The sequence below is a fragment of the Calidifontibacter indicus genome (assembly GCF_003386865.1).
GTDB lineage: Bacteria > Actinomycetota > Actinomycetes > Actinomycetales > Dermatophilaceae > Yimella > Yimella indica.
The window spans coordinates 1,062,571-1,088,579 of record NZ_QTUA01000001.1 but is presented as its reverse complement, the minus strand read 5'-3'; the positions used below and the strand labels follow the sequence as shown (position 1 = coordinate 1,088,579).

Here is a 26,009-nt window from a genome sequence, read left to right as displayed (position 1 = left end):
CGTCCGATACGCCTCGAAGATCCCTGTCACGCATGCGAACCTAGCGCGATTGTGTTGCGCCCGTGTTTCAGCTGCGAGGCTTCGCTGTGTGATCAATGCCGCCGATCCCCGCCCGAGGAACGGCCTGCGTTCAGTTCTTCTTGACGTATGCGTCAGTCGGCCGACGCGGGCGCCGCAAGATGCAGCCGGGCGAACGCGAGCGCCTCGGCGAGGTCGAGTTCGCGGTCGTCGTCGGACAGTTTGCGGGTGCCGACCTCGACCACGACATCGCCCGAGAAGCGCTGGGCAGCAAGCATTTCCAGCACCTCGGCGCAGGGTTGACCGCCGCGTCCGGGCACCAGGTGCTCGTCTTTGAACGACCCGAGTCCGTCGGCGAGGTGGATGTGGCGCAGCCGATCGCCGAGGTCCTGCACCATCTGCACGGCGTCCGACCCGGCGGTCGCGGTGTGCGACAGGTCGAGCGTGACGTTCCGGTAGTCCTCCCCCACCGGGTCCCAGTCGGGCAAATAGGCCTGCATCTCGCGTCCGCGGGCACGCCAGGGGAACATGTTCTCGACCGCGATCGCGATGCCCGACGCGTCCTCGCGGGCCCGAATGCCCTCGACGAACTCGGTCGCGTATTCCTTCTGCCACCGGAACGGCGGGTGCACGACGACCACCTCGGCCCCGACCTCCTGGGCCAAGCGCACCGAGTTGTCGACCTTGCCCCACGGTTCGACACCCCAGACCCGTTGGGTCAGCAGCAGCGTCGGCGCGTGGATCGACACGACCGGGAGCCCGTAGTGGTCGATCAGTCGGCCCAGCGCGCCCGATTCCTGGCTCACCGGGTCGGTCCAGACCATCACCTCGATGCCGTCGTAGCCGAGGCGCTCGGCGAGGTCGAACGCGCCCACAACCCCCAGGGGGTACACCGAGGATGTCGACAATGCGACACGCGAGTCGGGCACGTCCACCACACCCATCTAGGAGTCCAGCCAGTCCAACCGTCGCAGGATGACACCTTCGCGCATCGCCCACGGGCACAGTTCCAGCTCTGCGATGTCGAGCAGGTCCATCACGGCCTCGATGACCATCGCGCCGGCGAGCACCTGCGCCGACCGACTCTCGGAGACACCGGGCAGCGAGGACCGTTGTGCCGCAGTCATCTTCGACAGCTTCGGCACCATCGCCTTGAGGTCGTCGCGGGCGAGCACGCGACGCACGTACGGGCCCTCACCGGACGGCGCGGCACCGCACATGCGCGCCAGGGAACGGATGGTCTTGCTGGTGCCGATGATCCGGTCGGGCACGCCCGCCTTGGTCAGCGGACGCAGTTCGCGGGCGATGTCGGAACGGATCTGCTTGCGCAGCGCCTTCAGATCGGCGGACGGCGGCGGGTCGCCGTGGAGAGTGCGGGTCAGGCGGCCGGCGCCGAGCAGCAGGCTCATCGCGACGTCGGGTTCTTCGTCGGTGCCGGTGACGAGTTCGAGGGATCCACCACCGATGTCGACGACGAGGAGGCGGCCGGCCGACCAGCCGAACCAGCGGCGTACAGCCAGGAAGGTCAGCCGGGCCTCGTCCTCACCGGGCAACACCTGGATGTCGAGGCCGGAGCGGGTGCGCACCTGCTCGATGACGTACTCACCGTTGGCGGCCTCACGGATCGCGCTGGTCGCGAAGGGAAGCAGTTCCTCGACGCCCTGGTCGTCGGCGATCTCCTGGCACTCACGCACGAAGGTGACCAGCGCGTCGACGCCGCTCTCGGCAATGTGACCGGCGTCGTCGGTGAACTCCGAGAGCCGCAACTCCCGCTTGTGCGAGAAGGCCGGAAGCGGCCGCGCCCCCTGGTGGGCATCGACCACGAGGAGGTGAACGGTGTTCGATCCGACGTCGATGACACCCAGGCGCATGAGGGCGAGGTTATCGGTAGGCAACAATGCGTCCGTGACCGAGACACCGTTCGAGACACCGCTGCGGGCCCCACGGGTCTGGGCCGAGTTCGACAACCCCGACGACGACACCGAGCGTTTCCGGGTGGATCTGACCTGGCTGACGTCGAACTGGACCTGCATCTTCGGGCAGGGTTGTCAGGGCATCTACGCCGATCGCCCCGACGACGGTTGCTGCACGCTCGGCGCGCATTTCAGTGACAAGGACGACCTGAAGAACATCAAGCAGGTCGCCAAGACCCTCGGCCCCGACGAGTGGCAGTACTACGACGAGGGTCACTCCAAGAAGGGCTGGACCGAGAAGGAGGACGGCGCGACCAAGACCCGCGTCGTCGACGGCGCGTGCATCTTCCTCAACCGCCCGGGCTTTCCGGCCGGCGCCGGCTGCGCGCTGCACCAGCACGCGATGGCCGAGGGCATCGAGCCACACACGATCAAGCCGGACGTCTGCTGGCAACTGCCGATCCGCCGCGACTTCCGCACGGTGACGATGAACGACGAGTCGAGCTTCACCGAGGTGACGATCACCGAATACGACCGCCGCGGCTGGGGTCCCGGCGGCCACGACCTCGACTGGTACTGCTCGGGCAACCCGGAGGCGCACGTGGGTAAAGACCCGGTGTACGTCTCGAATGCCGGAGAGCTGAAACATCTGATGGGCGAGGCCGGTTATGCCGAACTGGTCCTTCGCTGCGAGGCTCACCTCGCCGCGGTCGAAGCCGCGCAGCGTCCGGGCCGCCGCAAGATGCTGCCGTTGCTGGTGCACCCCGCAACGCTGGCCGCCCAGCAGCAGAATCGTCGAAGGATCTGAGAATGGCCGAGTACGAAGCGATCCCGTCGCCGAACATCTGGAACAACCCCGACATCTACGAGATCGAGAACCGCGGCGTCGACCCGGACGGTCTGATCTGGGACGCGATGCGTTCGGTGCGCGACTGGGCCGGCGCCCGCGTGCTCGACGTCGGCTGTGGCACCGGCTTCCACCTTCCCGAACTGGCCCGCACCGCCGCGTCGGTGATCGGTGTCGAACCGCACGAGCCGTTGGTGCGCCGAGCGCAGGCCCGGGTGCGCGGTCTCGGGAATGTCGACGTCCGGCTCGGCGGCGCGGAGATGCTGCCGGTCGAGGAAGCGTCCGTCGACGTGATGCACAACCGGTGGGCGTACTTCTTCGGCGCCGGCTGCGAGCCGGGGCTCGCCGAGCTCGACCGGGTGATGGCCCGTGGCGGAGTCGCCTTCGTCGTCGACAACGACGCGTCGCGCTCGACCTTCGGGTCGTGGTTCCGCGAGGCCTGGCCGACGTACGACCCCGTGTCCGTCGAACGCTTCTGGGACCGCCAGGGTTGGTCGAAGATTCCGGTGCTCATGCGCTGGAAGCTCGACTCGCGGGCCGACTTCGAGGCCGTCGTCGGCATCGAGTTCGACAAGCACCACACCGACCGGATTCTCGCGGCGCACCAGGGCGACGAGGTCGACTACGCCGTGTGCGTGCGCTGGAAGAAGTACTGACCGGCGCTGCTCGCTCAGCCTGACTGAGGCCCATTCGCTGATTCGGACTGATCGTCGCTTCGGCCTTTGTCGGTGTCGGGGTAGGTGACGTAGCGGCGGCCGGTGCGGCTGATCCAGGTACAGATTCCGTCGTCGGTCATCTCGACGTCCCAGTGGCCTTTGGTTTTGGCGTCGTGGTGGTGTCGGCACATGGCTGCGAGGTTCGCGCCTTTGGTGTCGCCGGTTGGCCATTCCTGCACGTGGTCTTCGTCGCAGCGGATCGCGGGTCGGCTGCATCCGGGGAACCGGCAGGACTGGTCCCTCAGTTGGACGAACTCCCGGATCTTCGGTGGTGGTTCGTAGCGTGCGGAGGCCGTTTCGGCGGTGATGCCGGTGTCGGTGTCGAACAGCACCCGGGTCAGCCGGCAGCCGAACCGTTCGACCAGCGCATCGACGGTGTCGGGAGCGACCAACCCGATGCCCGGGATCTCCGCCCAGTCAGTGCGGGTGCTCCCACGGGCGTCACCATCTGGTGGGCCGGTCGAGCCGTGTGATGTCTCCGGATCGGCTGTGTCACAGTCATTTTCGGGCGGACCTGGATCGCTTGCCGCCTGCGCACCGGCGCCTTCGCCGTTGTCGGCGCAGTCACTGCTCTCGTCATGGTTGTCGCTGGTGGCGTTGGTGCGTTGGAAGGGGACGTGGATGACGAGGTGAAACCCGATGTCGCAGCCTTGGGTGACCAGGTCGCACAGCGCGTCGAGGCGTAGCTGACCGAGCGTCGGTTTGACCGTCGGTTTGAACGCTGACCCTGGCTCCGTCCCCATGCCCGACCCTGCCGGCGTGCCCTGCTGTCCGGTCTGCTGGGGGTACTGCTCGGGGTGGGCTTCCGCGTGTTGTTCAGGGTGTTTGCGCCAGGTGTCGGCCAACTGGTCGAGCGCGGCGTGGATCTTCGCGATCTGATCCGCCGGACCCACCGCCCGCAGTTCGGACAACCCGGGGATGTCGGAGCCTTCCGCCCAGACCCCGATCGCTTCCCGCGCGGTCCGCTTCTTCGTTTGTTTGGCGGCGTCGGCTTCCCACCGGGTCACCAGTGCCCGCACAGTCGACTTCAGCTTCTGGAACCCCCACGAGGCGAACCCACGCGACCCCAACAACTCGTCCTCGACCATCGCCGCCGTCGTGGAGGTGGCGTCGGCCAGTTCGGCCGCGACGAGGCTCACCTTCCAGAACGGCACCCCACCCGCGACCGCCGCCTCGACCAACCGCGGCGTCTTCGTACACGCGGTGACCGCGGCACCCAGCCTGGTGGAAGCGGTGCGTGGTGCGAGTTGGCAGGCGGCGGCCAAATCGGTGTCGGCGAAGTCGGCCTGATGCCCGATGGGCCGTTCGACCGGCACCGCGAACCCGGTGTCGGTATCGATGACTTCGCGGTCGATCGCGGCGTACCTCGCCATCGCGATCGCCGCAGCACCTTGCACGACCGAACCCGTCACCGCGGCCGCGCTGATCGTCTCCTCCAACGACCGCAGCTCCTCCACCGACGACACCCGTCCTGTCGACGCAGCCTCACCCGCGCGGATGGTGTCGGTGTCGATCTTGGCGAACGCGTCCCGACACAACTGCGCCGCCGCGGCCAGCATCTCCGTGGGGGTTGAGTGTTCGGTGATGACCGGCCGCACCCGATACGTCTTGCGACTCAACAGGGAATCGAGCAGCTCGAGTTCGACCTCGCTCAGAGGCTCGTCGATCTCGTAACTGGTGGTCATGAATCAAACATATGTACGACCACCGACACCCACAATCAGTCGCAGACGACCTGTGGAGAACCGGCACCTACCGGATGGGCTGTGGATCAAATTCCGTTGGGAACCAGAGGGCTTCGGCTCGGCCTACGCAGCTCCTTGACGCCGCCCCAACTTGCGCCACAACCACGTCGTCGGCACGTGACTGCCGGTGACGACGTACTCCAACGTGGCCGGGTAGAACAACGCCGCACGCAGATCGGAGAACCCGTGCGAGGCGCCGGCGAGCAGGATCTTGTCGCCGACACGAAGCGGCGTGCCGGGCGGCGGGGACAGGATCTCGGCCCCCTCGCGCGCGAGCATCAGCACGACGAGTTCGAGGTGTTCCTCGCGGTTCAGCGGGTGGTGCAGCAGGTCACCGATCGTGAGGTCCTTGTCGGCCAGCCAGTCGACCACGGCGGGCGCACCCTCCTTGTCGAGGGTGACGACCTCTTTCTCGGGCGCGCGACGTCCGCAGTAGGCGACGATCTCGTCGCGCACCGCGAGCGCATAACCCTCGTCCTGCTGCAGCACGTGCTCGATGTACTGCCAGAAGGTCGGGGCGAGCACCCGCGCCAGCACCTCACGGGCGACCAGTTCCGTGGAGATGTAGACCGAGTCGATCTCCATCGCGCTGACCAGGGCGCGGTAGGCCTCGGTGCGCTGACGGACGCACAGAAACACGTCGGCGTTGGCGGCGAGCACCTGCTCCGCGAGCGCGAGGTTGGTGAGGTCGTTGGCGGACGCGGCCACGAACCCGACGACGTCGTCGAGCACCGGCAGGGGGTCTTTCTCGCCGATCAGGTCGACCTCGAGTCCGGCACCGCGCAGATCGGCCGCCACCATGCGTCCGAAATCGCAGTCGCCGGATACCACCCAGGTGCCGGCGTCCAGGCCGGGGTGCGGCGCAGGGAGGTTCTCCTCGTCGTTGTCCATGAGCCACCAGATGAGCTGGTGGGTGCCCGGCTGATGCAACTGCAGCGCCAGATATCCGCCGTAGCGGTCGTCCGGATTGATGATCGCCGTCGGCGCGAACTCCTCCATCCGGGCCTGGACGTCCTTGTCCACGCAGCGGGCGATGCACGGGATCTCGGGGCGCAGCAGCGCAGCACTCATCACCACCGCGAGGTTGGCCTCGTCGTCGTCGGTGAGCGCCAGCACGGCTTCGCACATCGGATGGCCGAGCCCGGCCAGGCCGAGGGTCGCCGGGAACTTCCCATCACCGCCGTGCGCGGGCACGTCGGCGTGCAGTTCGTCGGTCCAGACCGCCTCGACCCGTTCCTGTTCGCGCTCGACCACGACGAACCGGCGCCGCCTGCGGTCGAGCTCCGAGCCGACCGCCTGACCGGCAGCGCCGTAGCCGACGACCAGTTCGAACGGCTCCCGCATGCCCTTCACCTTGCGCCGGAAGCGCTGGGTGCCGAGCGCCTGCTGGAAGGCGGAGTCCTGCATGATCGAGAAGATCACGCCGATCGTGTAGGCCCAACAGACCACCAGCATGAAGATCGACGCCGTCATCCACATGCGCTGCGCGTAGGTGAACGGGTGTGGCGCCTCGGTGTAGCCGACCGTGGTGACGGTCATCGTCACCTGGTAGAACGCGTCGAACAAGGTGTACTTGTACGGCTTGCCGTCGGCGGTACGACCGGGGATGAGCGACAGACCGATCATCGACACGGTGAACGTCACGATGAGCACCACGAACGGTGCCCGCATCCGCCGCAACAGCAGGAACACGGCGTCGGTGGTGGGCACGCCGGTCGGGATGGGCACCACCTTGCGACGACCCATGCGCACGCGTCGCGTCCGCAAGTTCATCAGGTGCATCAGGTTGACCAACGCGGAATGTCCTTGTCGCTCAGTCTTTTCGGTCTGTCGGTGGCCGGTCGGTGGTTCAGTGGCGGCGGTACGACACCGTCTCGACGACCAGGAGCGTCACCGAGACGATGTTCGCCAGCAGCGCTCCACCGGACAACGAGACCATGCTCGAGGTCGCGTGGGCGTCGAGGCCGTGGGCGCCGATCTGGGTGGCCCACACCCACACCGTGGCCGCGCCGAGAAGTTGCAGCAACGCCACGAGGCTGGTGGCGAGGTGGATCGCGCCGACCTGCGTGCGGTCACCGAACTTCAGCACCGTCGCGATGAGGTTGACCGCGAGCGCGAGGAACAACTCGTAGACGTTGTGCACCTCGGGATCGCTGATGTCGCCGATGAAAAATCCGAAGTTCAACGTGGCTGCGAGCAGCACGAAGAAGCCGAAGACCACTTTTTCCAGGTTCACTCGCGCGAGCCTAGTTCGCTGGACGGCGCCTGGGTACTCTCCCGGCCGCCGGACGAGGTGCCGATCGGGTGGACGAGGTGCTCGACGAGGTTGTCGGTGAGGTTGTCGGTGAGGTCACCTACGGTGTGGCGCATGGCTGCGAAGAAGGGCTCGACTCCCGCGTACAAGTGCACCGAGTGCGGTTGGACGGCGATCAAGTGGGTCGGGCGCTGTGGCGAATGTCAGGCGTGGGGCACGGTGGTGGAGGCCGGCGCGGTCAAGCCGCGCACAGCACCGGCCCGACACGTCGAGCGTCACGCGCAGCCGATCTCCGATGTCGACGCGACGCTCGCGGCTGCGGCCCCCACCGGCGTCGGCGAGTTCGACCGGGTGCTCGGCGGCGGGCTCGTGCCGGGCGCCGTCGTGCTCATCGCCGGCGAGCCGGGCATCGGCAAGTCGACGCTGCTGCTCGACGTCGCGGGGCGCACCGCGCGTGCGGGGAAGGACGTGCTCTACATCAGCGGCGAGGAGTCGGCCGCCCAGGTGCGGCTGCGCGGCGAGCGCATCGAGGCCATGGCCCGCACCCTGTATCTCGCGGCCGAGACCGACCTCGCCACCGTGCTCGCCCAGATCGAGCAGGTCGATCCGGGGCTGCTGATCGTCGACTCCGTGCAGACCATCGCCTCCGCCGACATCGAGGGCGCTCCGGGCAATGTGTCGCAGATCCGGGAGGTGGCGGCGAGCATCATCCAGGTGGCCAAGGAGAAGAACATCGCCACACTGCTCGTCGGCCATGTCACCAAAGACGGCTCGATCGCCGGCCCGCGGGTGCTCGAACACCTCGTCGATGTCGTCGTGCAGTTCGAGGGCGAACGCCACTCGCGGCTGCGGATGGTGCGCGCGGTGAAGAACCGGTTCGGCCCCACCGACGAGGTCGGCTGCTTCGACCTGTCCGACGTCGGCATCGTCGGCCTGCCCGACCCGAGCGGGCTGTTCCTCACCCGCACCGCCGAACCCGCCCCCGGCACCTGCATCACGGTCACCCTCGAGGGACGCCGTCCGCTGGTGACCGAGGTGCAGGCGTTGCTCGCGCCATCGGGTCAGGGTGGGTCCCCGCGACGCACCACCAGCGGGGTCGACTCCTCCCGCACCGCGATGATCCTCGCGGTGCTCGACCGGCATTGCGGCGTGAAGGCGCGCGACTCCGACTGCTACGTCTCCACCGTGGGCGGCGTACGTCTGGCCGAGCCGGCCGCCGACCTAGCGATCGCACTGGCGATGGCGAGTTCGCTCGCGGATCAACCGTTTCGGCAGGGCACCTTGGCGATCGGCGAGGTGGGTCTGGCGGGCGATGTGCGCGCCGTCCAGGGGGTGCCGCGTCGGCTGGCCGAAGCCGCCCGCATCGGCTTCACCCGGGCGATCGTGCCCAAGGGCTCGCTCGGCGACGAGTCGACCCCGCAGGGAATGGACGTGCGGGAGGTAGCCGACCTGGCGTCGGCGGTGCGGTTGCTGAACATCGCGGCCGCGCCCGCCATCGGCAGCTGAGCCTACAACCGGCGAACCACGCCGCCCCGCGGGATTCCTTCGCAGCCACACCGGTCATCGTCAACGACCTGCACGCCAGCACGGGTCGGGTTCGAGACGTTGCCCAACGGCGATGAGGCCAAGTTAGTCGAGACCGCAGAACGAGGTCAGGTCAGGACAGCTGAAGCCGTCCTCGGCCGTAGCGTTGGGCACGTCGAGGTCTTCCAGATGAGGCGTGTAGGAACCTTCATCCTCGGAAGACTCCTCGGAAGACCTCGACCCCTACCCGGTCAGCGACGTGCTGACAGATCGACACCCTCGACTGTGAAGAGTCCGCAAAGGGGCACCCGTTTGAACGATGGATGCGATGGTGCACTTCCCACAGAACGGAGCGAGAGTTTTCGCCGTCGACGGCACCAGCACCGAGGCGTACGCGCCCGAGGGGAGAAGCTTCAGCTCCGATAGATGACTAGCTGACCCACCGCCCCTGGTGCCGGATCGATCTCGGACAAGCTGTCAGTTGTCTCAACTTCGTGGCAGTGACGCGATCCAGGTCGATGGCGGCGCAACCAACCGCAGCGGCGGCCACTTTTCGCCCTCGCCAAGCGGACTCTCTAAGGGCATTCCTCGTACATTGGCAAGCTCATGTCGTGCTCGATGAGTTCATCGAAGCGCGCCCGCGAAGCGATCTCCCCGCGGATGACGCGACCCACCACTGCGCGAGACAGGCCCGTCGTGGACGCGATAACCCCTTGTGGCTCACCAGCAGCCGCCATCTGCTGAATGAGGAGGTACTGGTGCCGGTTCACCCTGGAGGGCCGGCCAAGTCGGCGATCGCTCGCCCGCGCGGCCGCCAACGCTGCACGGGTGCGCTCGGTGGTCATCTCCCGCTCGAACTGCGCGACAGCGCCTACGACGTGGAACAGCAGCCGGCCCACCGGCGTCGTGGTGTCCAACGCCTCCGTGATCGAGCGGAACTCGACGCCCCGGTCTCCCAACTCGTCAACAACACGGATTAGGTGCGACAGGGACCGGCCGAGGCGGTCCAACTTCCACACCGTCAGAACGTCGCCGGTTTCCAACCCTCCCAGCAGTTCATCGAGGCCAGGTCTCGACTCTTTCGTGCCGGAGGCATGGTCGACCACGATGTGCGCGCGGTCGACACCGGCCGCTAGCAGTGCGTCGAGTTGCAACGCCGCGTCCTGGTCGACAGTGCTGACTCGCGCGTATCCCCATTGAGTCACCGTGTGACCACTTGACTGCTCGAAAGTAACGAAACTGAGAGGTTTCGAGCATGTAGGTCAGTGAGCAGGGTTTTCGAACACCATTTACGGCGCGTTTCCGGGCCCTGCCTTGCCCGCTCGAAAACGATCGTTAGTGAGCCCGCCCAGAACGACTCGAAACCGGTTCCGCCAGGACCACGTAGATGGGAGGCTTCGCTCATGCGAGACCTGGATTGGAACACTGCGATTGCCGCGGGCGGGTGGGACGCTCGCTCGGCCACCGTCCTGGCAGTAGCGACGAATGGGGATGTAGGGGCCGCGATCATCGACACCAACGGTGACGGCGCCGATATCGACCTCGACTGGTACGTGCGCGTCGACGGCGACTGGCAGCCAGGCTCCAGCGGCAACATCAGTGAAGCCGGCTCCGCCGAATCCTTTGACGGATTGGCGCAGTGGGGGCGCACCACGCCGGGACAAACCATCGAGATCGAGCATCAAGGAAATCGGCACACTCTCACCGCCACCGACACCGGTTGGTGGCTCTTCGTCACCGCGAACCAAGCCTGAGCAGCCGCTCCTACAGTTCCTATGGTGCAAGTCGGCGAAGCATGGTTCACCTACCCAGCGATCGGCCCTCTCATTTGCGACCGATCGACGCTGTCGTAAGGCTCGGTCGAGCGTTTCGCCTCTCCCCTTTGCTAGAGATCCTCCAAACTCACTTCTTGATTGCAGTGCTCCAGCCTATCCGCGGCTGCGGGTCCTCCTCATTGCCTCAGTGTGACGCGGCCAAACCAGAACAGTGCTGCCCTGGTCGCTGCGCAGCCCGGAGCCGAGCCTCCACAGGTCAGGCTGCTCGAAAGGCGAAGCAACCGTTTCGAATCTCCGTACAAGGTGGTTTCGAACAGCCGAGACCCGGTGGACCCGCGCCTCGCGTGTCGCCGCTCGAAAACGATCGTCACTGAGCACGCATGTAGCTACCCCAGGAGGGCCTAGACGACCGAGAGACTCTCCATAGCTTCCATCGCAGCCCTGAGTGTCGTGGAGAAATTATTGAGAGCGTCGAACACGCTCGTGTACTCTGATGGTGCGAGAGGTCAGCCGTGTTGAACGCACGCACATCACGACGAGGAGAACATTCGATGGGGTTCGAGGTTTTTGAGAAGGGGAGCGCTCCCGTCCCGACCGTTCCGGCCGTAACGATTCAGAAGCGCGGGATGTTCAGCCTGAACGCGGCGGCCTACCAACTCCTGGGGGAACCGATGGCAGTTCAGTTTCTCTGGGATGCCGACGAGAAGCTGATCGCTTTGAAGCCGACTTCTGCTGATGACCTGAACGGGTACCCGGCGAGGCGACAGACGGCCGCCAAGGCGAACAGTCCTGTCGTGATTGCGGGAGCAATGTTCACGCGTTTCATCGGTCTTGACACAACCCATGCGAAGCGGTGGACTCCGGAGAAACGAGACGAACTCTTGATCGTCGACCTGAAGCAAGAAGGTGCGTTGGTCATCTCCAACCGAGACCGCAACAAGGTGACCACCCAAGGGTTGGATCTCTCCGGAAACCAAGACAAGGACTAGCCGATGGCAGGAAGGCACGCCTACGTCGATGAGTCCTGTCCGGGTGACTACCTGGTGATGTGCTCTTTGGTCGCGTCGAGCGACGCCGCAGCTGCGCGCCAGGCCATGCGCGGGCTGCTCCTGCCCCGCCAGCGCAGCATCCACATGAAGGACGAACGCAAGGGAGCCAGACAAGACCGGATCATCAGGACCGTCTGCGCGCTCGACCTCGGCGTCACGATCTACTCAGCCCGGCCGGCCGACCACCGCGGCCAGTCTGGAGCCCGCGATGCCTGTCTTCAGCGCCTCGCCGCCGACAGCGTTCGAAACGAGGTGGACCAAATGATCTTGGACCGTAGCGATGCGACTAAGAAGCGTGACGCTCAGTCGATCCGAACCGGTGCTACGAGCGCTGGCGCACGCGGTGTGCCCTTCTCGTACGACCACCTCTCCCGGCACGACGAACCACTGTTGTGGGTGCCTGACGTTGTGGGGTGGTGCTACGCGCGAGGTGGACGTCTGCGACAGCAGGTGATGCCGATCATCAAGGTCATCGAGCTCTAGACAAGCGCAAAGCCCGAGTGCCGCGGTCGTCCGGCCGGGTCTCGGGCTCACTTCCCAAGCTGAGTCAGCTTGGGCACCACCAACTATAGGGCTAATGCATCGGCGGAACCAAAGAAAAAAATTTCTGCTTCTTTTTACGGGGATGCTGAGCCAGAGTCTTCGCTGCCGTCACCTTCGGCCACGGCTACAGCAACGCCCGCCATTCCGCGGCCCGTGAGGAGCCGTGCCATGTAGTCCAGACTGCCGAGGACGATGGCGTAGAGCTTCGGCCCGCCGATCGCCTTCACTCTGCCGACAACCTCCACCAGGCCGGCGACCTCCAGCACTCGCATCTGGGTAGGGATGTCATCTGCCGCGATGAACTCCCAGAGTCCGCGCACGTAGAGGAGGCCACGCAGGGTGAGCCCTTGGAGGATCTCATGGGGACGGAGCCGAAGGAACCCCCTGAGTCGAAGCTGGCCGTCGGTAGCTGGGGCTCGTGAAGATGTGGGTCAACCCGGGCCGCTCGACATCCCGACTCCCAACCTTGGCGGCGGTGAGCTACTAGCCTCGAGATTTCATCGGGTGTCGGTGTCGACGGCCGTGTTGTGAACTGAAAAGTGCTCCTGACCTGGGACGATAGGTGTTGCGAAGCAACTATCGGAACCAGTTCGAGGAGCACCTTCCAGGTGAAGAAGACTACCGGGTTCTACCCGTCTGTTCAGGTCGACACGGCACCGGTGTCGGCGGCTGGTTCGGCGGGCGGGGTGTTGCTGACCACGGCCGCGGAGGTGACGGGTCTGTCCCCGGCGATGGCGCGGGCTCTGGATGGGTGGCGCAAGCCGGCGGCGGTGCATCACCCGGCCAAGGTGCTCACCGACCTGGCCGTGACGCTGGCGCTCGGCGGTGACTGCCTGGCGGACGCGGCAGTGATCCGGTCCGAGGCCGACGTGTACGGACCGGTTGGATCCGAGGCAACGATCTCTCGCACGATTACCGCGTTGGCCGCGGACGCCCACCGCGTGTTGAAGCAGGTGGCGGCCGCACGACGTGCCGCCCGTGCCCGCGCGTGGGCGCTGGCCGGTGAGCGCGCACCGACCCACGGTGTGACCGCCACCGATCCGTTGATCGTGGACCTGGACGCCACGCTGATCACCGCGCACTCGGACAAGGAAGAAGCCAAGCCCACGTTCAAGAAAGGCTTCGGGTTCCACCCGTTGTGTGCGTTCGTGGACCACGGCCCGGACGGGACCGGTGAACCATTGGCGATGCAGTTGCGGCCGGGTAACGCCGGCTCCAACACCGCCGCCGACCACATCCAGGTCACCCGGGACGCGCTCAAACAGCTGCCCGGGATCAACCCGGCCCGGCCGGGCCGCAAGGTGCTGATCCGCACCGACGGCGGCGGCGGAACCCAGGAGTACACCAGGTGGCTTGCCCGCCGGGGTGTTTCGTACTCGGTCGGGTTCACCCTGCCCGCGTGCCTGCCCGAGCTGTACCGGCTGATCCCGGCCAAGGCGTGGCAGGCAGCACTGAACGCCGATGGCGAGGTCCGCGAAGGCGCGGACGTGGTCGAACTGACCGGCCTGCTCACGTTCCGCGGTCTGTTGTCCGGCTGGCCGGCAGGGATGCGGGTCATCGTGCGCCGGGAACGACCCCACCCCGGAGCGCAGTTGCGGTTCGACGACGTCGACGGGTACCGGTTGACCGCGTTCGCGACCAACACCACCCGCGGGCAACTGGCGAACCTGGAGTTGCGGCACCGGCGGCGGGCGCGGTGTGAGGACCGGATCCGGATCGCGAAGGACACCGGGCTGCGGAACTTGCCGCTGAAAGGGTTCACCGCCAACCAGATTTGGTGCGCCATCGTGATGCTCGCGGCCGACCTGATCGCCTGGACCCAGCTGATCGGGTTCGACGCCGAGCACGAGGCACGCCGCTGGGAACCAAAGAAACTACGGTTACGGGTCTTCACGATCCCGGCCGCTATCGCTCGGCACAGTCGCCGAATCCTGTTGCACATCAAGGAAACCGCAGCAAACGCCGACCTCGTGATCACTGCCTGGAAACGACTACACGACCCCGCGCCGGCAGCGACCGCGCCGGGGTGACCACCGGCACCCGTCCCGACGACCCCGCACGACTACCGGCCACGTGGAAACCGGCGCCCACCGCGAACGACATCGCGGGGACTTGTCACACCCATCAGGCAGAACCGACACCAGAACCGGCGATCACGCCGTCAACGACGGCACACGTCCGCCCGATGAAAGATCGAGGCTAGCCCAGCATTGGCGCGACGTTCCTGAGCAGCCTGCGAAGACGGTTGTTCAGGGACGTGCTCAAGTCGGAGTCCATCGCGAAGTAGCTCTCGCACGAACGCACGGCGAGCATCGCCCCCAGGAGGCAGGCTTGAGTTGCAGTAACGATCTCCGATCCGCCGAACTCCCTCGTGGTCACCGATCGTTGCAGTTCACTGCCGGCCAGCCACATAGCCCCGTGCGTGGCACCTGAGCACAGTGACCACAGAAGCTCGATGTGGCCTTTCGGCACCTCTACCCCTGGGTTGGCGACACTTTCGGCCAGCCTGGTAGTTGAGACGTCGATGCTCGTGACCACTTGGCCGAACCCAACCGACGAAGGCGCCGGTTCGCCTGCAAATTTCCTCTTCTTCGCGTCATCCACGGTGAAGCCAGCGGCACCTGCCAGTTGGCGAATTTCGCGATACTTCGCAACCAGAGCAGCAGGAGTCATAGAAGCCTCCCAGGGCGTGCTCTGCACACCGGGCCCGCGGCCGCGAAAAAGTATCTGCGAAGCCTTGTACGCCTGTTCGATCTCCCAGAGCTCGGCGGCTACGGTCCGCTGTAGTCGCTCACCGTTTGCTCCTGGGCCGACCTCGTGGTCGAGCAAGAGACCGCTCTCAAGGCTAGTTCGAGCCACCGAAATTGGGGCTGCGACGGGTAGCTGGGGCGAGCCCAGCAGAATCACCATTGCTTGTAGCGAATCGGAGATGACGTGCAAGCGCATGACCATTCGGTGCCGTAGAGCGCCGAATATCTCCTCGCGCGCCTGTCTCTGGCGCTTGAAGCGGTTGCGGTCCGCGGAGCGCCGGCTCGCCGGACGCGGCCGGCTGAAGTTCGCGTCGTCGGCTGCAGGTGATCCTTGCGGCTCCGCAAGAGGAAAGACCTGAGGGAACGACGCGACCTGTTTGAAGGCGCCCTCAAGTGGCGATGACAGTCTGATTCGGGACCACTGTGACGGTCTGATTCGGACCCACCCGGTCGTCGGCGTGGCGTCGTGACGGCTTGATCTGGACCCACTTCCGTGGCGTCGAGAGTTCCCGCATCCAGCGGGGCTCGCGGCACCGGAAGTGGGTTTCGGGATGAGGGTGCGTGTGGAAGTGTTCGCTGCGATCCGCCGGGACGCCAGGGTCGAGGGCATGTCGATCCGCGCGCTCGCGCGCAAGCACCAGGTCGGCCGGGCAACGGTCCGCCAAGCCCTTGCCTGCGCGGAGCCACCAGCTCGGAAGACCCCGGTACGCGCTTCGCCGCGGCTGGACCCGTTCAAGGCCGCGATCGACGACATGCTCCGCGCCGACCTGGACGCGCCACGCAAACAGCGGCACACCGCCCGCCGCATCCACGTCCGCCTGATCGAGGAACACGCCGCGACCGATGTCTCGTATTCGACGGTTCGGGACTACGTCCGCATCCGCCGCGCACAGATCGACCTCGAAGCCGGACGACGGGTCGAGGTCATGGTCCCCCAGGAGCACGCACCGGGTGCGGAAGCCGAGGTCGACTTCGGCGAGCTCTTCGTCATCCTCGCTGGGGTGAAGACGAAGGTCTTCCTGTTCACCTTCCGCCTCTCCTACTCGGGCAAGGCGGTGCACCGGATCTACGCCACCCAGGGCCAGGAGGCGTTCCTGGAAGGCCACATCGCCGCCTTCCAGGAGATTGGCGGCATCCCCACCCGACACATCCGCTACGACAACCTCACGAGCGCTGTCACCCGGGTGGTGAACGCGCATGGTCGGGAGCGGGTAGAGAACGACCGTTGGGTGCTGTTCCGCTCCCACTTCGGGTTCGACCCCTTCTACTGCCAGCCCGGCATCGCCGGTGCACACGAGAAGGGCGGCGTCGAAGGCGACGTCGGCCGGTTCCGTCGCCAACACCTCGTGCCGATGCCAGTCGTCGACTCCCTCGATGAGCTGAACGAGAAGGTCCGCGCCTGGGACACCTCCGACGACAAGCGCCGGATCTCCTCCCGGATCCGGACCGTCGGCGAAGACTTCGCCACCGAACAAACACATCTCGCGCCGCTCCCGGTGGAGGGGTTCGATCCCGGTTTGATGCTGCACCCGATGGTCGACCGCTCCGCCATGATCACCGTTCGGATGGCCCGCTACTCCGTCCCGGCCCGGTTCATCCACCGCCGCGTCCGCGTCTCCCTGCGCGCCAGCGAAGTGGTCGTCTTCGACGGCCGCACCCAGATCGCCCGCCACCCCCGTGTCGTGACCCGCGGCGGACAGTCGGTGAGCCTCGACCACTACCTCGAGGTGCTCAAGGGCAAGCCTGGAGCACTGCCCGGATCCACCGTCCTCGCGCAAGCCCGCGAATCTGGGGTATTCACCCCGGCCCATGAGGCGTTCTGGGCCAACGCCCGCAGGAGGCTCGGGGACGCCGCTGGCACCCGCGAACTCATCGACGTGCTCCTGCTGCACCGCTCCATGACCGCCGACGAAGTCGAAGCAGGTCTCCTCGCAGCGGTCAGCGTCGGCGCGGTCTCTGCGGACGTGGTCGCGGTCGAAGCCCGCCTGCAGGCGGTCCGCGATGCCGCGGCTGGGTCCGGGTCGGAGCGTCACCTCGTTGCTCAGGCGAGTGGTGTCGAGCAACGCGATGCCGACCAGCGCGTCGACAAGAGGCGGAAAGTCGTCTCCCTCACCGAACGGCTGCTCCTCGACCCCGAAGCCGTCATCGCCGGCCTGCCGCCGGACAACCGGCCACTGCCGTCGATGGAGAAGTACCAGCAACTCCTCGGCCGCCGCACCGGCACCGACAACCAGCCCAGTCCCAATGAGAGCGGAGCACCCCGATGAGCACAGCCACGAACGTGACCACCACCCTGCGCCGCCGACGCGGCCTAACCGAAGAAGCCGCCGCCACCGCGGTCGACCAAGCCTGCCGCCGGCTGAGGTTGCCGACCATGCGGGCCCTGCTCGGCGACGCGGTCGCCGCTGCGAACAAGGACCAGCTGACCTACACAGGATTCCTCGCCGAGCTGTTGCTGGCCGAGTGCGACGACCGCGACCGACGCTCCACGATCCGTCGGGTCAACGGGGCCGGGTTCCCGCGACAGAAGTACATCGCGGACTTCGACTTCGACGCCAATCCGAACATCAACCCCGCCACCATCCACACCCTTGCCACTGGCGAATGGGTCAGGAAGGGCCAGCCGCTCTGTCTGATCGGGGACTCCGGGACTGGCAAATCCCACCTGCTCATCGGGCTGGGTACTGCCGCCGCGGAGAAGGGATTCCGGGTCAAGTACACCCTCGCCACCCGGTTGGTGAACGAGCTCGTCGAAGCAGCCGACGAGAAGCAGCTCGCACGCACGATCGCCCGCTACGGGCGCGTCGACCTGCTTTGCATCGACGAACTCGGGTACATGGAACTCGACCGCCGCGGCGCCGAACTCCTCTTCCAAGTGCTTACCGAACGTGAAGAGAAGAACTCCGTCGCTATCGCGAGCAATGAGGGCTTCGCCGGCTGGACCAAGACCTTCACCGACCCCCGACTCTGCGCCGCCATCGTCGACCGACTCACCTTCGGCGGCAACATCATCGAAACCGGCACCGACTCCTACCGTCTGGCCAGTCGTGCTTCGTCTTGAGCACCGGGATGGTCAGGGGTGTTCATTTGACGGTCTCATCCCTGCGCGGTGCGCGCATTCGCCTTCGCTGCAGGATGCCGAGCGCCAGCGCCAGCACGACGGCCGCAGCGGCGAGTAGGGTGAGGAGTGAGGTCTGTTCCTGAACCCAGCTTGACACGGTTGCGGAAAGTCCCGTCAGCCCGCCGGTCCGGCCGGCCGCCACGGGAGCGTCGCTGGTCGCGGCCGGAAACCAGTACCAGGCCAGATAGGCGCCGGTGAGCAGCAGGACAAGGGCGGTGATCCGTGGACCGAAGCGGGCCAGTCGCGCCACGTGGCGGGTGAGTTCCGTGCCGGCTGCGGCGGTGGCCAGCGCGAGAAGCAACAGGACGGCTGCCGAGCCGGCGGCATATACCGCGAACACCAGCAGAAGCCCGGCGTAACTGGCGGTGGCCTGGGCCTGGGCGATGACCGCGAGGATCACCCCGAAGGTGCATGACAGAGAGGCCAACGCGTAGCCGACGCCGAAGACGACCATTCGGGCGGTGGGCGGGAGCCCCGCGGTTGACCGGCCGGGGATCTGGGGCAACTTCAGGGAGATCGAGCGGCCGACCAGCATCCAAAGGCCGAGCAGCATGAGCACGATGCCGACGGCGAGGCCGAGCCGGGGCGCGGCCTGGATCAGCCCACGGGCACCGGCGCTCACCAGTAGGCCGGCAGCTGCGAGGGTGCCGGCAAACCCGACCGTTAGCGCGAGGCCGGAGCGCAGGGCGCGCAGCAACCGCACCGGAGTCGGGGAGGCGTCGCCCTCGCCGAGGGTCTGGGTGAGCCAGGCCGGCAGCAGCGCGAAACCGCAGGGGTTGACCGGGGCGACCATGCCGGCGGCGAAGGCGAGCGTGAGCAGTCCGCCCATGGGTCAGGCTCCGGCCTTCTGCAGTTCGGCGGTGATCGTCTTCGCGTCGGGGTCGGTGGCGCGGAAGGTCACCGTGCCGTCGGCGTCGACGACGATGAGGGTGGACAGCGCCGATACGCCGAATCGCCGGGACAGCGTTGCGCCCTGATCGATCGCGGCCGGGACGTGCTCGGCATCGACGTACTCCATAAAGTCGCCGATCGTCTCCTTCGACTCGCCGGGGTCCATGTCGACAGCGAGGAAGTTCGCCTCGGATCCGGCCTCGTCGGCGCTGGTGGCGGCCACGCCGAGGGACCGGACGCCGTTCACGCACTCGCCGCAGCCGACGGAGAAGAAGAACACCGCGGTCGGCTTGCCGGGGGAGGGCAGGTTGATCTGCTGACCGTTGATGCTGGTCACCGTGGTGGGCGTGCCTACCGCGGCCGACGGGTCAGTGTCGGTGCTGCCGCAGGCGGTCAGGAGCGGGGTACGGCGGGTGCGGGAGGTCGTCATCGGTTCTGCTCGTCCTTCGGGTCGTGTTCGGTGGTGCGCATGGGCGTGCAGCAGTCGTGGCCGGCGTTGTCGCCGCCGTTGGGGCGCCTGGTGGCCGCGACCCCGCCAAACGCCAGAAGCGCGACGCCGGCGCCGATCACCCACGGGTTGCGGAGGAATGCGCCTACACCGGCAAGGGCTCCGCCGGCGACAAGCAGGGGTAGCAGGGCGCAGCAGGCGACCATGAGGAACGCGGCTCCCGCTCCCAAGAGCAGGCCGGCCCGTCCCGGCTGGTCGTCGTGGTGGGGGGTCATTGCTGTTCTGATTCCCTTCGGTGGATTAACAGCAGCAGTGGCAGTCGTCGGCCACGGCGGCATCGGTCTGGTTGAGGAAGGCGGCGGTGAGATCGGCCGCGATCCCGTAGGCCTCGGCCACGGTGACGACCTCGGCGGCTGGGTGTACAGCCAGCCATGCTGCTGCGTCCTCGGGGGCGGTGAAGTAGTGCACCTGGTTGCAGAAAGACGAGCGGATCGAGGTGATCTTCTCGGGGTTGACCAGGGACACCATGGCGGTGGCCGGCTCGACGCTGGTCACCCCTGCGGTGGGGTCGACGGTGACCCGGATCGGCTCGCCACTGGTCGGGGAGACCGACTCCACGCGTGCCGGGCGGTCAAGGAGGGCGGGAAAGATCAGGGTGTCCAAGGCGCACCAGGTGTAGAGCTCCTCGCCAGCCACGGTGAACCGGTGTGGGGTGGGGCGCAGCGTGAGCCCCTGGCCGATGATCCGGCCCTGCTCGTCGTACTCGGTGTCCGGCACCGCAGCGAGACCGCGCCGTACCTCGTCGAGGGTGCAGCCCGCGACGGCGGCGAGCTGCTCGACGGTGACGGGGTCGCCGTCGACGAGTAGCCGCAGCAGCGGAATCAGCAGGCCGGCGTCGAGGCCGGTCTCCTCAGTCCCAGTGAGTCGTTGGGAAAGTTGCGTACTGAGGTCTGACATTGCGGATGCGTTCCCTTCTTGAGTGGGGGTCGGGACTGTCTGGGTGCGGGTCAGGCGCAGCAGGACAGCTTCGCGACGTCGGTGGTGAAGGCCTTGGCGACGATCCGGATGCCTTCGGTCATGGTCAGGTAGGGCGCCCATGCGTCGGCGACCTCGGTGAGGGTCTTGCCGAGGATGTGGACCCCGGCAGCGGCGAGCTCGCCGGCGTCTTTGGCGACCGCGGTGAGTCCGAGGATCTCGCCGGTGTCGGCATTGGCGACCATCTTGATGAACCCGCGGGTGTCGCGGTTGACCAGCGCCCTGGGCACGTAGCCCAGCGGCAGCACCCGGCAGTCGCAACGGATCCCGGCTGCAAGCACCTGGGACTCGGTCATCCCGACAGCGCCGATCGCGGGGCTGGTGAAGGTCACCCGCGGTAGCTGGGTGTAATCCACAGGCCGCTCAGCACCGGCGAACGCGTTCTCGGCGACCACATTGCCGTGGTGGGCGGCGACGTAGACGAACTCCGGGTGCCCGGTCACGTCGCCGGCCGCCCAGATCCGAGGGTTGGAGGACAGCAGCTGGTTGGTGACCACGATCTCGCCCGCGTCACCGGTCTTCACCTCCACCGCATCGAGGTTCAGCCCGTCGGTGACCGGCCGTCGACCGAGGGCGACAAGGACCTGGTCGGCGCGGAATTCCTGCTCGCCGCCGGAGATGTCAGCGGTGACAACAACCTGGCCCGTGACGGCGTCGTGGGCAACGCGAGTCGGTGCTGCGCGGCGGACCACGCGGATGCCTTCGTCGGCGAAGACCTCCTGCAGCGCCTTGGAGACCTCCGGCTCCTCCTTCGAGGCCAGCCGGGAACGAACCAGCACGGTGACCTTCGACCCGAGACGGGCGAACAACTGGGCCTGCTCCAAGGCAACGTAGCCGCCGCCGAGCACCAGCAGCGAGTCGGGGACCTCGGTCAACTCCATCGCCGTGGTCGAGGTCAGGTACCCGACCTCGTCCAGCCCGTCGATCGGCGGCGCCCAGGGGCGGGCGCCGGTGGCCACCAGGTAATGCTCAGCCGCGATGGTCTCGACGGTGCCGTCAGTCGCGGTGACTTCGAGGAGCGGTGCGTCCGGGGTGCCGGCGAACGCAGCGTTCCCGTGTCGGATCTGCCAGCCGTAGGCATCGGCGACGTCGACGTACTTCTCGCCGCGCAGTTCCTCGACGAGGTCCTGCTTGCCGCCGATCAGAGCCGGCATGTCCACGGCGTCCGCGGTGGTGGCGATCCCCGGGAATCGGCTGCCCGCGTCGGCGGCGGTCTGGCGGGCCTCGGCAGCGGCGATGAGCGCCTTCGACGGCACACAGCCGGTGTTCACGCACGTGCCGCCGAACGTGTCGCGCTCGACCATCACCACCGACTTGCCGAGTGCGGTCGCATGGATGGCGGCGGCGAACGCGCCTCCACCGGACCCGATGATCGCGAGGTCGTACCTGCTCTGCATCCCGATTCCTCCCCGGAGTGTTGGGAAAAGCTCCTGATGCAGCAACAATGGACCTTCCAGTACAGGGGAAGGTCAAGCGAGACCTGTGACACACGGGAGGTTGGATGCGGATCGGGGAACTCGCCGAGGCGTCGGGGACGACCACGAAGACCCTGCGGTTCTACGAGGAGCAGGGGCTGCTGCCACCCACCGAGCGCACCATGTCCGGTTACCGGGACTACACCACCGAGGCCGTTAGCCGGATCGACTTCATCCACCGCGGCCAAGCCGCAGGATTGACCCTCGCCCAGATCAAGCAGATCCTCGACATCCGCGACCGCGGCCAGGCGCCGTGTGGCCACGTGCGCGACCTGCTTGATGCCCGCCTGGCCGACATCGAGAAGCAGATCTCCGACCTCGTCGCCCTCCGTGACAACGTCTCCGCGCTCCGCGACGCTGCCGCCGACCCCGAACCCGACACTTGCGCCACCGCCGATGTGTGCCGCTACCTCTGAGCCGTCGCTGGATGGCCAATAGGTTCAGCCAGATCACGAATTCACCCGGCTCGTCCGCGGCAGTGCGCTTTCTGTCAGGCGGCCACATCGGTGACCTCGCAGTCACGCGCGGCGGATCCAACCGCAGGCTCCCGGCATCGGACCGCACGGGCACGGGTGGTCCCAAGTCAGACCGTCACAGTGGTCCTGAGTCGGGTTGACACAGCCAGGGGGTTGCTTCGACACCGCTCAGTTCGTGAGCTGCGCCGGTGTTGGTGAGTTTCGACATCACTTCTGAAGTGGGCAGGCATGGCTGGACGTTTAGTTCGGGTCGGGCTCAGCCGTGGCTCGGTAGCGGTCGGCGACTGCGTCTGCCCGAGCGTGCAGGGAAGCGCGCAGTTCGGGCGGGGCGAGCGCTTCAACGTTGGTGCAGAGCTGCCACAGCGCCCACTCTGCGTGCCAGAGATCTTGGAAGGTGACTTCGAGGCGTAGCCAGCCGTCCGGTTCGGCCTCCTCGGCGCGTACGGCTTCTGCCATGTCGAGGAGGTCGTCCCGGCGCGCCGGGCTCACACGTACATGGACAGAGATGTGGCCCTCGGACAGGAATTCGGCGCACCGTTGTGCCCAGATGTGTTCGAGGTTGACCTGATCTGGTCGCTGGGCTGGTTCGACAAGCTCTTCGGCGGCGTGGATTCGCGATATTCGCATGGTCCGGTCGGTGCCGGACTCGGTGGCTAGTAAGTAGCCCTTGTCTCGCACGGTGACCAGGCCGATCGGGTCCACTGTGTGCCATTGGGGTGGCTGGCCGCGCGAGGCGTAGTGGATCCGCAGTTTGCGTCCGGCGAGGACCGCGCGTCGCACCACCATCACCGTGGCGTCGGGCAGCTCTTCCTGGCTCAGGCGACGGGAAAGTAGGTCGGTCTCAGGGTTGACGAGGAACCGTTGTGCCGCGTTGGTCGCGGCGATCTGGTGGCCTTCGGGGAGGGCGTCAACGATCTTCCGCATCGCTGAGGCGAGAGCCGTCCCGAGTCCGAAGATCTGCTCGCCTGGCCTCGAGCCAGCGGTGAGCAGCGCGAGTGCTTCGTCGTTGTTGAGGCCCGTGAGCTCGGTCCGGAACCCAGGTAGGAGTGCGTACCCACCGTGCCGGCCACGTTCGGCATAGACGGGGACGCCGGCCGCGGAAAGCGCTTCGATGTCGCGCAGGACGGTGCGCGGGGAGACCTCGAGCTCTTTGGCCAGGGCATCCGCGGTCAACTGGCCGCGCTGACGCAGCAGCAGGACCAAGGACACCAGCCGGTCAGCTCGCACGGCGAAGACGTTATCTGAATACCTGACACAAGGTGTCGTGATTCAGCGTCAGGGTGGTCACGCGCCGCCGAACCGCGGCGACGCCCGAATGCGGGCAACCCCGATGGAATCTGATTGGAGCTGATGTGGCAATCGAACGAGTGGCCGTCAACCCGGTGACGTGGTCGGTGGAGATGGGGTTCAACCAGGGCGAGGTGATCACCGGCCACACCCGGACGTTGTACTGCTCTGGGCAGACCGCGATGGGAGCCGACGGAACTCCTCAGCATGAGGGAGACATGGCAGCACAGGTTGCGTTGAGCCTGGACAACCTGGAGGCGGTGCTGGCCGCGGCCGACATGTCACTGGCCAACCTCGTGCGGCTCAACGTGTACACCACCGACGTCGACCTGCTCTTCCAGCACTACGGAGTGCTGGCGTCGCGGCTGGGAGCAGCCCAGGTAGCGCCGACCACCGCCATGCTCGGCGTGACACGGCTGGCGATCCCCGGCCAGATGATCGAGCTGGAAGGCACCGCGGTCGCCTGAGCGACCCCTGCTGCCCGCTCCGGTCACCGTCGGCGCGGGCAGCCAGGCAGGGAGGCCGGTGACGACGGTCAGCTGCTTCTTGGGGATGTCGACGTCGATGTGGCGCAGGTTGTGGGTGCGGGCACCGCGCACCCGGATCACGTCGCTGGTCATGGTGAAGGTTGCTTTCGGTGGCGGCGTCATCGGGTCAGCCTTGGTGTGCTGCGGCGGCCTTGGGCAGCGCGAGCATCGCCAGAGCGGCCAAAAGGTAGGTGGCGACCTGCCAGGGCATCACGTGCGCCAGTGCTTGGCCGAAGACGTGGGCTTGGGTGCCGGGTGCGCCTGCGGGTGCGGTGGCCGGGAGTGCGTTGAAGAAGACGGTGGCCAGGATCGCGATCCCGATCGCGCCGCCAATCTGGTTGACGGTGGACAGCGCCCCGCCGGCGGCGCCGGCCTGTCGGCCGGGGACACCGGCGAGGACGACGTTGACCAGGATCGGTGCGCCAAGCCCCAGTCCGAGCCCGCCGAGGAACATCACGCCCCCCAGCGCCCAGTAGCCGGGTGTGGCTCCGTCGCGGACCAGCCACCACAGCAGCCCTTGCGAGGCGGCCAGGGTCAGCGAGCCGGTGATCAGGAGGGCGCGGCCGGCTTTGGCGGCCAAGGCTACCCCGGCGCCGGAGGTGATGATCGAGCCGAGCGCGTACGGCAGGATCACCAGTCCGGTCTCCCACGCGGTACGCCCGGTGCCGAGCTGGAGGTAGATGGACAGTACGAGGAAGAACGAGGCGAGACCGCCGAAGAAGAACACCGCAGCCGCCAGGCCGGCGCTGAATGGTCGGATCGACAGGAGGGAAGGATCGAGGACGGGTTGGCCACCGGCTCGGGCCAGCCGCCGCTCGTAAGCGAGGAAGCCGGCGAGCACCACCAGGCCGAGCACTAACAGGCCCCATCCCCACCCCGGCCATCCCCAGTCCCGGCCCTGCACGAGCGGCAGCAGCACGAGGAACACGCCGACCGCGGCCAGCAGGGCGCCGACCACGTCGAGCCGGCTGCGGCCCGGGGCGTGGGACTCGGGCAGGAACCGCAGCCCGAGGGCCAATGCGAGCACCGCGACCGGGACGTTGATCCAGAAGATCGTGCGCCATCCCAAGCCCCACAGGTCAGCGTCAACGAGGGCCCCGCCCAACAGCGGCCCGGCCACAGAGGCCAAGCCCTGGACCGCGCCATACGCGCCGAAGGCCTTGGCCATCGCGGCCGGGGCGAACGAGGAGCGGATGATCCCGAAGACCTGCGGAACCATGAACCCGCCCGCCAGGCCCTGCAGCGCCCGCAACGCAATGAGCATCCCGGCCGACGACGCCAAGGCGCAGGCCGCGGAAGCAACAGCGAACGCGGCCAACGAGACCAAGAAGACCCGGCGTCGCCCATAGGCGTCGCCGACTCGCCCACCGGTCACCAATCCGGACCCGAGGGCGAGTACGTATGCGGCGAGCATCCACTGTAGTTGCGCTTCGGACGCCTTCAGGTTGGTCGCGATGTCCGGGGCCGCGACCGTGATGATCGTGACGTCGAGCAGATCCATGAAGGACGCGAACAGCACGACGAGAAGGGCCAGGGACGCGGCCCGGCCGGCGACGTACGGTTCGGGCGCGGTGTGGGGTGCCGCGGGTGCGGGTGTCGGTGAACTCATGTGCCC

At 67.1% G+C, this 26,009-nt stretch carries 27 protein-coding genes and 1 pseudogene; 11 read left to right on the top strand and 17 right to left on the bottom strand.

The window, feature by feature from the left end; translation table 11 throughout:
* Nucleotides 1–152 precede the first annotated feature (152 nt).
* Nucleotides 153–962: a sugar phosphate isomerase/epimerase family protein gene (locus DFJ65_RS05220; RefSeq protein WP_211308369.1), complete on the bottom strand. Its 810-nt coding sequence runs from the start codon at nucleotides 960–962 to the stop codon at nucleotides 153–155.
* Complete coding sequence (locus DFJ65_RS05215; RefSeq protein ID WP_115922115.1) at nucleotides 963–1,889, bottom strand: Ppx/GppA family phosphatase; 927 nt, start codon at nucleotides 1,887–1,889, stop codon at nucleotides 963–965.
* Here DFJ65_RS05215 and DFJ65_RS05210 point away from each other — a divergent pair.
* Both DFJ65_RS05210 and DFJ65_RS05205 read left to right on the top strand, forming a co-directional pair.
* Nucleotides 1,888–2,739, top strand: coding sequence for a DUF3109 family protein (locus DFJ65_RS05210; protein ID WP_115922114.1), 852 nt, complete (start codon nucleotides 1,888–1,890; stop codon nucleotides 2,737–2,739). The genes DFJ65_RS05215 and DFJ65_RS05210 overlap by 2 nt on opposite strands.
* A gap of 2 nt (nucleotides 2,740–2,741) precedes the next feature.
* The gene (locus DFJ65_RS05205; RefSeq protein ID WP_115922113.1) at nucleotides 2,742–3,434 is read left to right on the top strand and encodes a class I SAM-dependent methyltransferase; all 693 of its coding nucleotides are present in this window, start codon (nucleotides 2,742–2,744) and stop codon (nucleotides 3,432–3,434) included.
* A 14-nt stretch (nucleotides 3,435–3,448) separates the two neighbouring features.
* On the opposite strand, the gene DFJ65_RS05200 is transcribed toward DFJ65_RS05205, so the two are convergent.
* The 4 genes from DFJ65_RS05200 to DFJ65_RS17380 all read right to left on the bottom strand — a co-directional run bounded on the left by DFJ65_RS05200 (nucleotide 3,449) and on the right by DFJ65_RS17380 (nucleotide 7,609).
* Entirely contained in the window at nucleotides 3,449–5,179 is a 1,731-nt protein-coding gene (locus tag DFJ65_RS05200) for an HNH endonuclease signature motif containing protein (protein ID WP_115922112.1), read from the bottom strand.
* 123 nt (nucleotides 5,180–5,302) lie between these two features.
* Nucleotides 5,303–7,012, bottom strand: coding sequence for an NAD-binding protein (locus DFJ65_RS05195; RefSeq protein ID WP_170144000.1), 1,710 nt, complete (start codon nucleotides 7,010–7,012; stop codon nucleotides 5,303–5,305).
* Nucleotides 7,013–7,088: 76 nt separating this feature from the next.
* Nucleotides 7,089–7,475: a DUF6394 family protein gene (locus DFJ65_RS05190; protein ID WP_115922110.1), complete on the bottom strand. Its 387-nt coding sequence runs from the start codon at nucleotides 7,473–7,475 to the stop codon at nucleotides 7,089–7,091.
* Nucleotides 7,472–7,609 (bottom strand): hypothetical protein, encoded by a 138-nt coding sequence (locus DFJ65_RS17380; RefSeq protein WP_170143999.1) that lies wholly within the window; start codon nucleotides 7,607–7,609, stop codon nucleotides 7,472–7,474. The genes DFJ65_RS05190 and DFJ65_RS17380 overlap by 4 nt, the downstream gene beginning before the upstream one ends.
* On the opposite strand from DFJ65_RS17380, the gene radA reads away from it, so the two are divergent.
* Nucleotides 7,608–8,999: a DNA repair protein RadA gene (gene radA, locus DFJ65_RS05185; protein WP_115922109.1), complete on the top strand. Its 1,392-nt coding sequence runs from the start codon at nucleotides 7,608–7,610 to the stop codon at nucleotides 8,997–8,999. The genes DFJ65_RS17380 and radA overlap by 2 nt on opposite strands.
* 5 nt (nucleotides 9,000–9,004) lie before the next feature.
* Here radA and DFJ65_RS18435 read toward each other — a convergent pair.
* Nucleotides 9,005–9,191 (bottom strand): annotated as a pseudogene (locus DFJ65_RS18435) (ISL3 family transposase); the annotation flags it as partial.
* A gap of 401 nt (nucleotides 9,192–9,592) precedes the next feature.
* A complete protein-coding gene (locus DFJ65_RS05180) occupies nucleotides 9,593–10,222 on the bottom strand; it encodes a recombinase family protein (RefSeq protein WP_115922108.1) in 630 nt (209 codons plus the stop codon).
* Between the two features lie 198 nt (nucleotides 10,223–10,420).
* On the opposite strand from DFJ65_RS05180, the gene DFJ65_RS05175 reads away from it, so the two are divergent.
* From DFJ65_RS05175 to DFJ65_RS05165, 3 genes are all read left to right on the top strand, one after another.
* The gene (locus tag DFJ65_RS05175) at nucleotides 10,421–10,771 is read left to right on the top strand and encodes a hypothetical protein (protein WP_115922107.1); all 351 of its coding nucleotides are present in this window, start codon (nucleotides 10,421–10,423) and stop codon (nucleotides 10,769–10,771) included.
* 572 nt (nucleotides 10,772–11,343) lie between these two features.
* Entirely contained in the window at nucleotides 11,344–11,781 is a 438-nt protein-coding gene (locus DFJ65_RS05170) for a hypothetical protein (RefSeq protein ID WP_115922106.1), read from the top strand.
* Nucleotides 11,782–11,784: 3 nt separating this feature from the next.
* Nucleotides 11,785–12,324 (top strand): hypothetical protein, encoded by a 540-nt coding sequence (locus tag DFJ65_RS05165; RefSeq protein WP_147301315.1) that lies wholly within the window; start codon nucleotides 11,785–11,787, stop codon nucleotides 12,322–12,324.
* A gap of 134 nt (nucleotides 12,325–12,458) precedes the next feature.
* Here the strand turns inward: DFJ65_RS05165 and DFJ65_RS05160 are convergent, their stop codons facing one another.
* Complete coding sequence (locus tag DFJ65_RS05160; RefSeq protein WP_147301314.1) at nucleotides 12,459–12,704, bottom strand: hypothetical protein; 246 nt, start codon at nucleotides 12,702–12,704, stop codon at nucleotides 12,459–12,461.
* Between the two features lie 288 nt (nucleotides 12,705–12,992).
* On the opposite strand from DFJ65_RS05160, the gene DFJ65_RS05155 reads away from it, so the two are divergent.
* Nucleotides 12,993–14,414, top strand: a complete 1,422-nt coding sequence (locus DFJ65_RS05155; RefSeq protein WP_115921782.1) for an IS1380 family transposase — start codon at nucleotides 12,993–12,995, stop codon at nucleotides 14,412–14,414.
* 169 nt (nucleotides 14,415–14,583) lie between these two features.
* Here DFJ65_RS05155 and DFJ65_RS05150 read toward each other — a convergent pair whose 3' ends face one another.
* The gene (locus DFJ65_RS05150; protein WP_147301313.1) at nucleotides 14,584–15,330 is read right to left on the bottom strand and encodes a hypothetical protein; all 747 of its coding nucleotides are present in this window, start codon (nucleotides 15,328–15,330) and stop codon (nucleotides 14,584–14,586) included.
* A 355-nt stretch (nucleotides 15,331–15,685) separates the two neighbouring features.
* On the opposite strand from DFJ65_RS05150, the gene istA reads away from it, so the two are divergent.
* Together istA and istB are read left to right on the top strand one after the other, a co-directional pair.
* The gene (gene istA, locus DFJ65_RS05145; RefSeq protein WP_115922102.1) at nucleotides 15,686–17,401 is read left to right on the top strand and encodes an IS21 family transposase; all 1,716 of its coding nucleotides are present in this window, start codon (nucleotides 15,686–15,688) and stop codon (nucleotides 17,399–17,401) included.
* On the top strand, nucleotides 17,398–18,195 hold the full coding sequence (gene istB / locus DFJ65_RS05140; RefSeq protein ID WP_115922101.1) for an IS21-like element helper ATPase IstB: 798 nt from the start codon (nucleotides 17,398–17,400) through the stop codon (nucleotides 18,193–18,195). The genes istA and istB overlap by 4 nt, the downstream gene beginning before the upstream one ends.
* A gap of 22 nt (nucleotides 18,196–18,217) precedes the next feature.
* Here the strand turns inward: istB and DFJ65_RS05135 are convergent, their stop codons facing one another.
* From DFJ65_RS05135 to merA, 5 genes are read right to left on the bottom strand one after another with little or no spacing between them, the layout of a single operon-like run.
* Nucleotides 18,218–19,084 carry a cytochrome c biogenesis CcdA family protein gene (locus DFJ65_RS05135; protein WP_115922100.1) on the bottom strand — a complete coding sequence of 289 codons (867 nt, stop codon included), beginning with the start codon at nucleotides 19,082–19,084 and terminating at the stop codon, nucleotides 18,218–18,220.
* Between the two features lie 3 nt (nucleotides 19,085–19,087).
* The gene (locus DFJ65_RS05130) at nucleotides 19,088–19,576 is read right to left on the bottom strand and encodes a TlpA family protein disulfide reductase (RefSeq protein ID WP_115922099.1); all 489 of its coding nucleotides are present in this window, start codon (nucleotides 19,574–19,576) and stop codon (nucleotides 19,088–19,090) included.
* Nucleotides 19,573–19,869, bottom strand: coding sequence for a hypothetical protein (locus DFJ65_RS05125; RefSeq protein ID WP_115922098.1), 297 nt, complete (start codon nucleotides 19,867–19,869; stop codon nucleotides 19,573–19,575). The genes DFJ65_RS05130 and DFJ65_RS05125 overlap by 4 nt, the downstream gene beginning before the upstream one ends.
* Nucleotides 19,870–19,894: 25 nt before the next feature.
* Complete coding sequence (gene merB, locus DFJ65_RS05120) at nucleotides 19,895–20,551, bottom strand: organomercurial lyase MerB (RefSeq protein WP_115922097.1); 657 nt, start codon at nucleotides 20,549–20,551, stop codon at nucleotides 19,895–19,897.
* A 50-nt stretch (nucleotides 20,552–20,601) separates the two neighbouring features.
* Nucleotides 20,602–22,026 (bottom strand): mercury(II) reductase, encoded by a 1,425-nt coding sequence (gene merA, locus DFJ65_RS05115; protein ID WP_115922096.1) that lies wholly within the window; start codon nucleotides 22,024–22,026, stop codon nucleotides 20,602–20,604.
* A 104-nt stretch (nucleotides 22,027–22,130) separates the two neighbouring features.
* Between merA and DFJ65_RS05110 the strand changes: the two genes are divergently transcribed.
* Nucleotides 22,131–22,520 carry a heavy metal-responsive transcriptional regulator gene (locus DFJ65_RS05110; RefSeq protein ID WP_115922095.1) on the top strand — a complete coding sequence of 130 codons (390 nt, stop codon included), beginning with the start codon at nucleotides 22,131–22,133 and terminating at the stop codon, nucleotides 22,518–22,520.
* 300 nt (nucleotides 22,521–22,820) lie between these two features.
* On the opposite strand, the gene DFJ65_RS05105 is transcribed toward DFJ65_RS05110, so the two are convergent.
* Entirely contained in the window at nucleotides 22,821–23,789 is a 969-nt protein-coding gene (locus tag DFJ65_RS05105) for a helix-turn-helix transcriptional regulator (protein WP_245950383.1), read from the bottom strand.
* 149 nt (nucleotides 23,790–23,938) lie between these two features.
* Between DFJ65_RS05105 and DFJ65_RS05100 the strand changes: the two genes are divergently transcribed.
* Nucleotides 23,939–24,334: a RidA family protein gene (locus DFJ65_RS05100; RefSeq protein ID WP_115924110.1), complete on the top strand. Its 396-nt coding sequence runs from the start codon at nucleotides 23,939–23,941 to the stop codon at nucleotides 24,332–24,334.
* Between the two features lie 187 nt (nucleotides 24,335–24,521).
* Here DFJ65_RS05100 and DFJ65_RS05095 read toward each other — a convergent pair whose 3' ends face one another.
* Complete coding sequence (locus DFJ65_RS05095) at nucleotides 24,522–26,003, bottom strand: MFS transporter (RefSeq protein WP_115922093.1); 1,482 nt, start codon at nucleotides 26,001–26,003, stop codon at nucleotides 24,522–24,524.
* Nucleotides 26,004–26,009 lie beyond the last annotated feature (6 nt).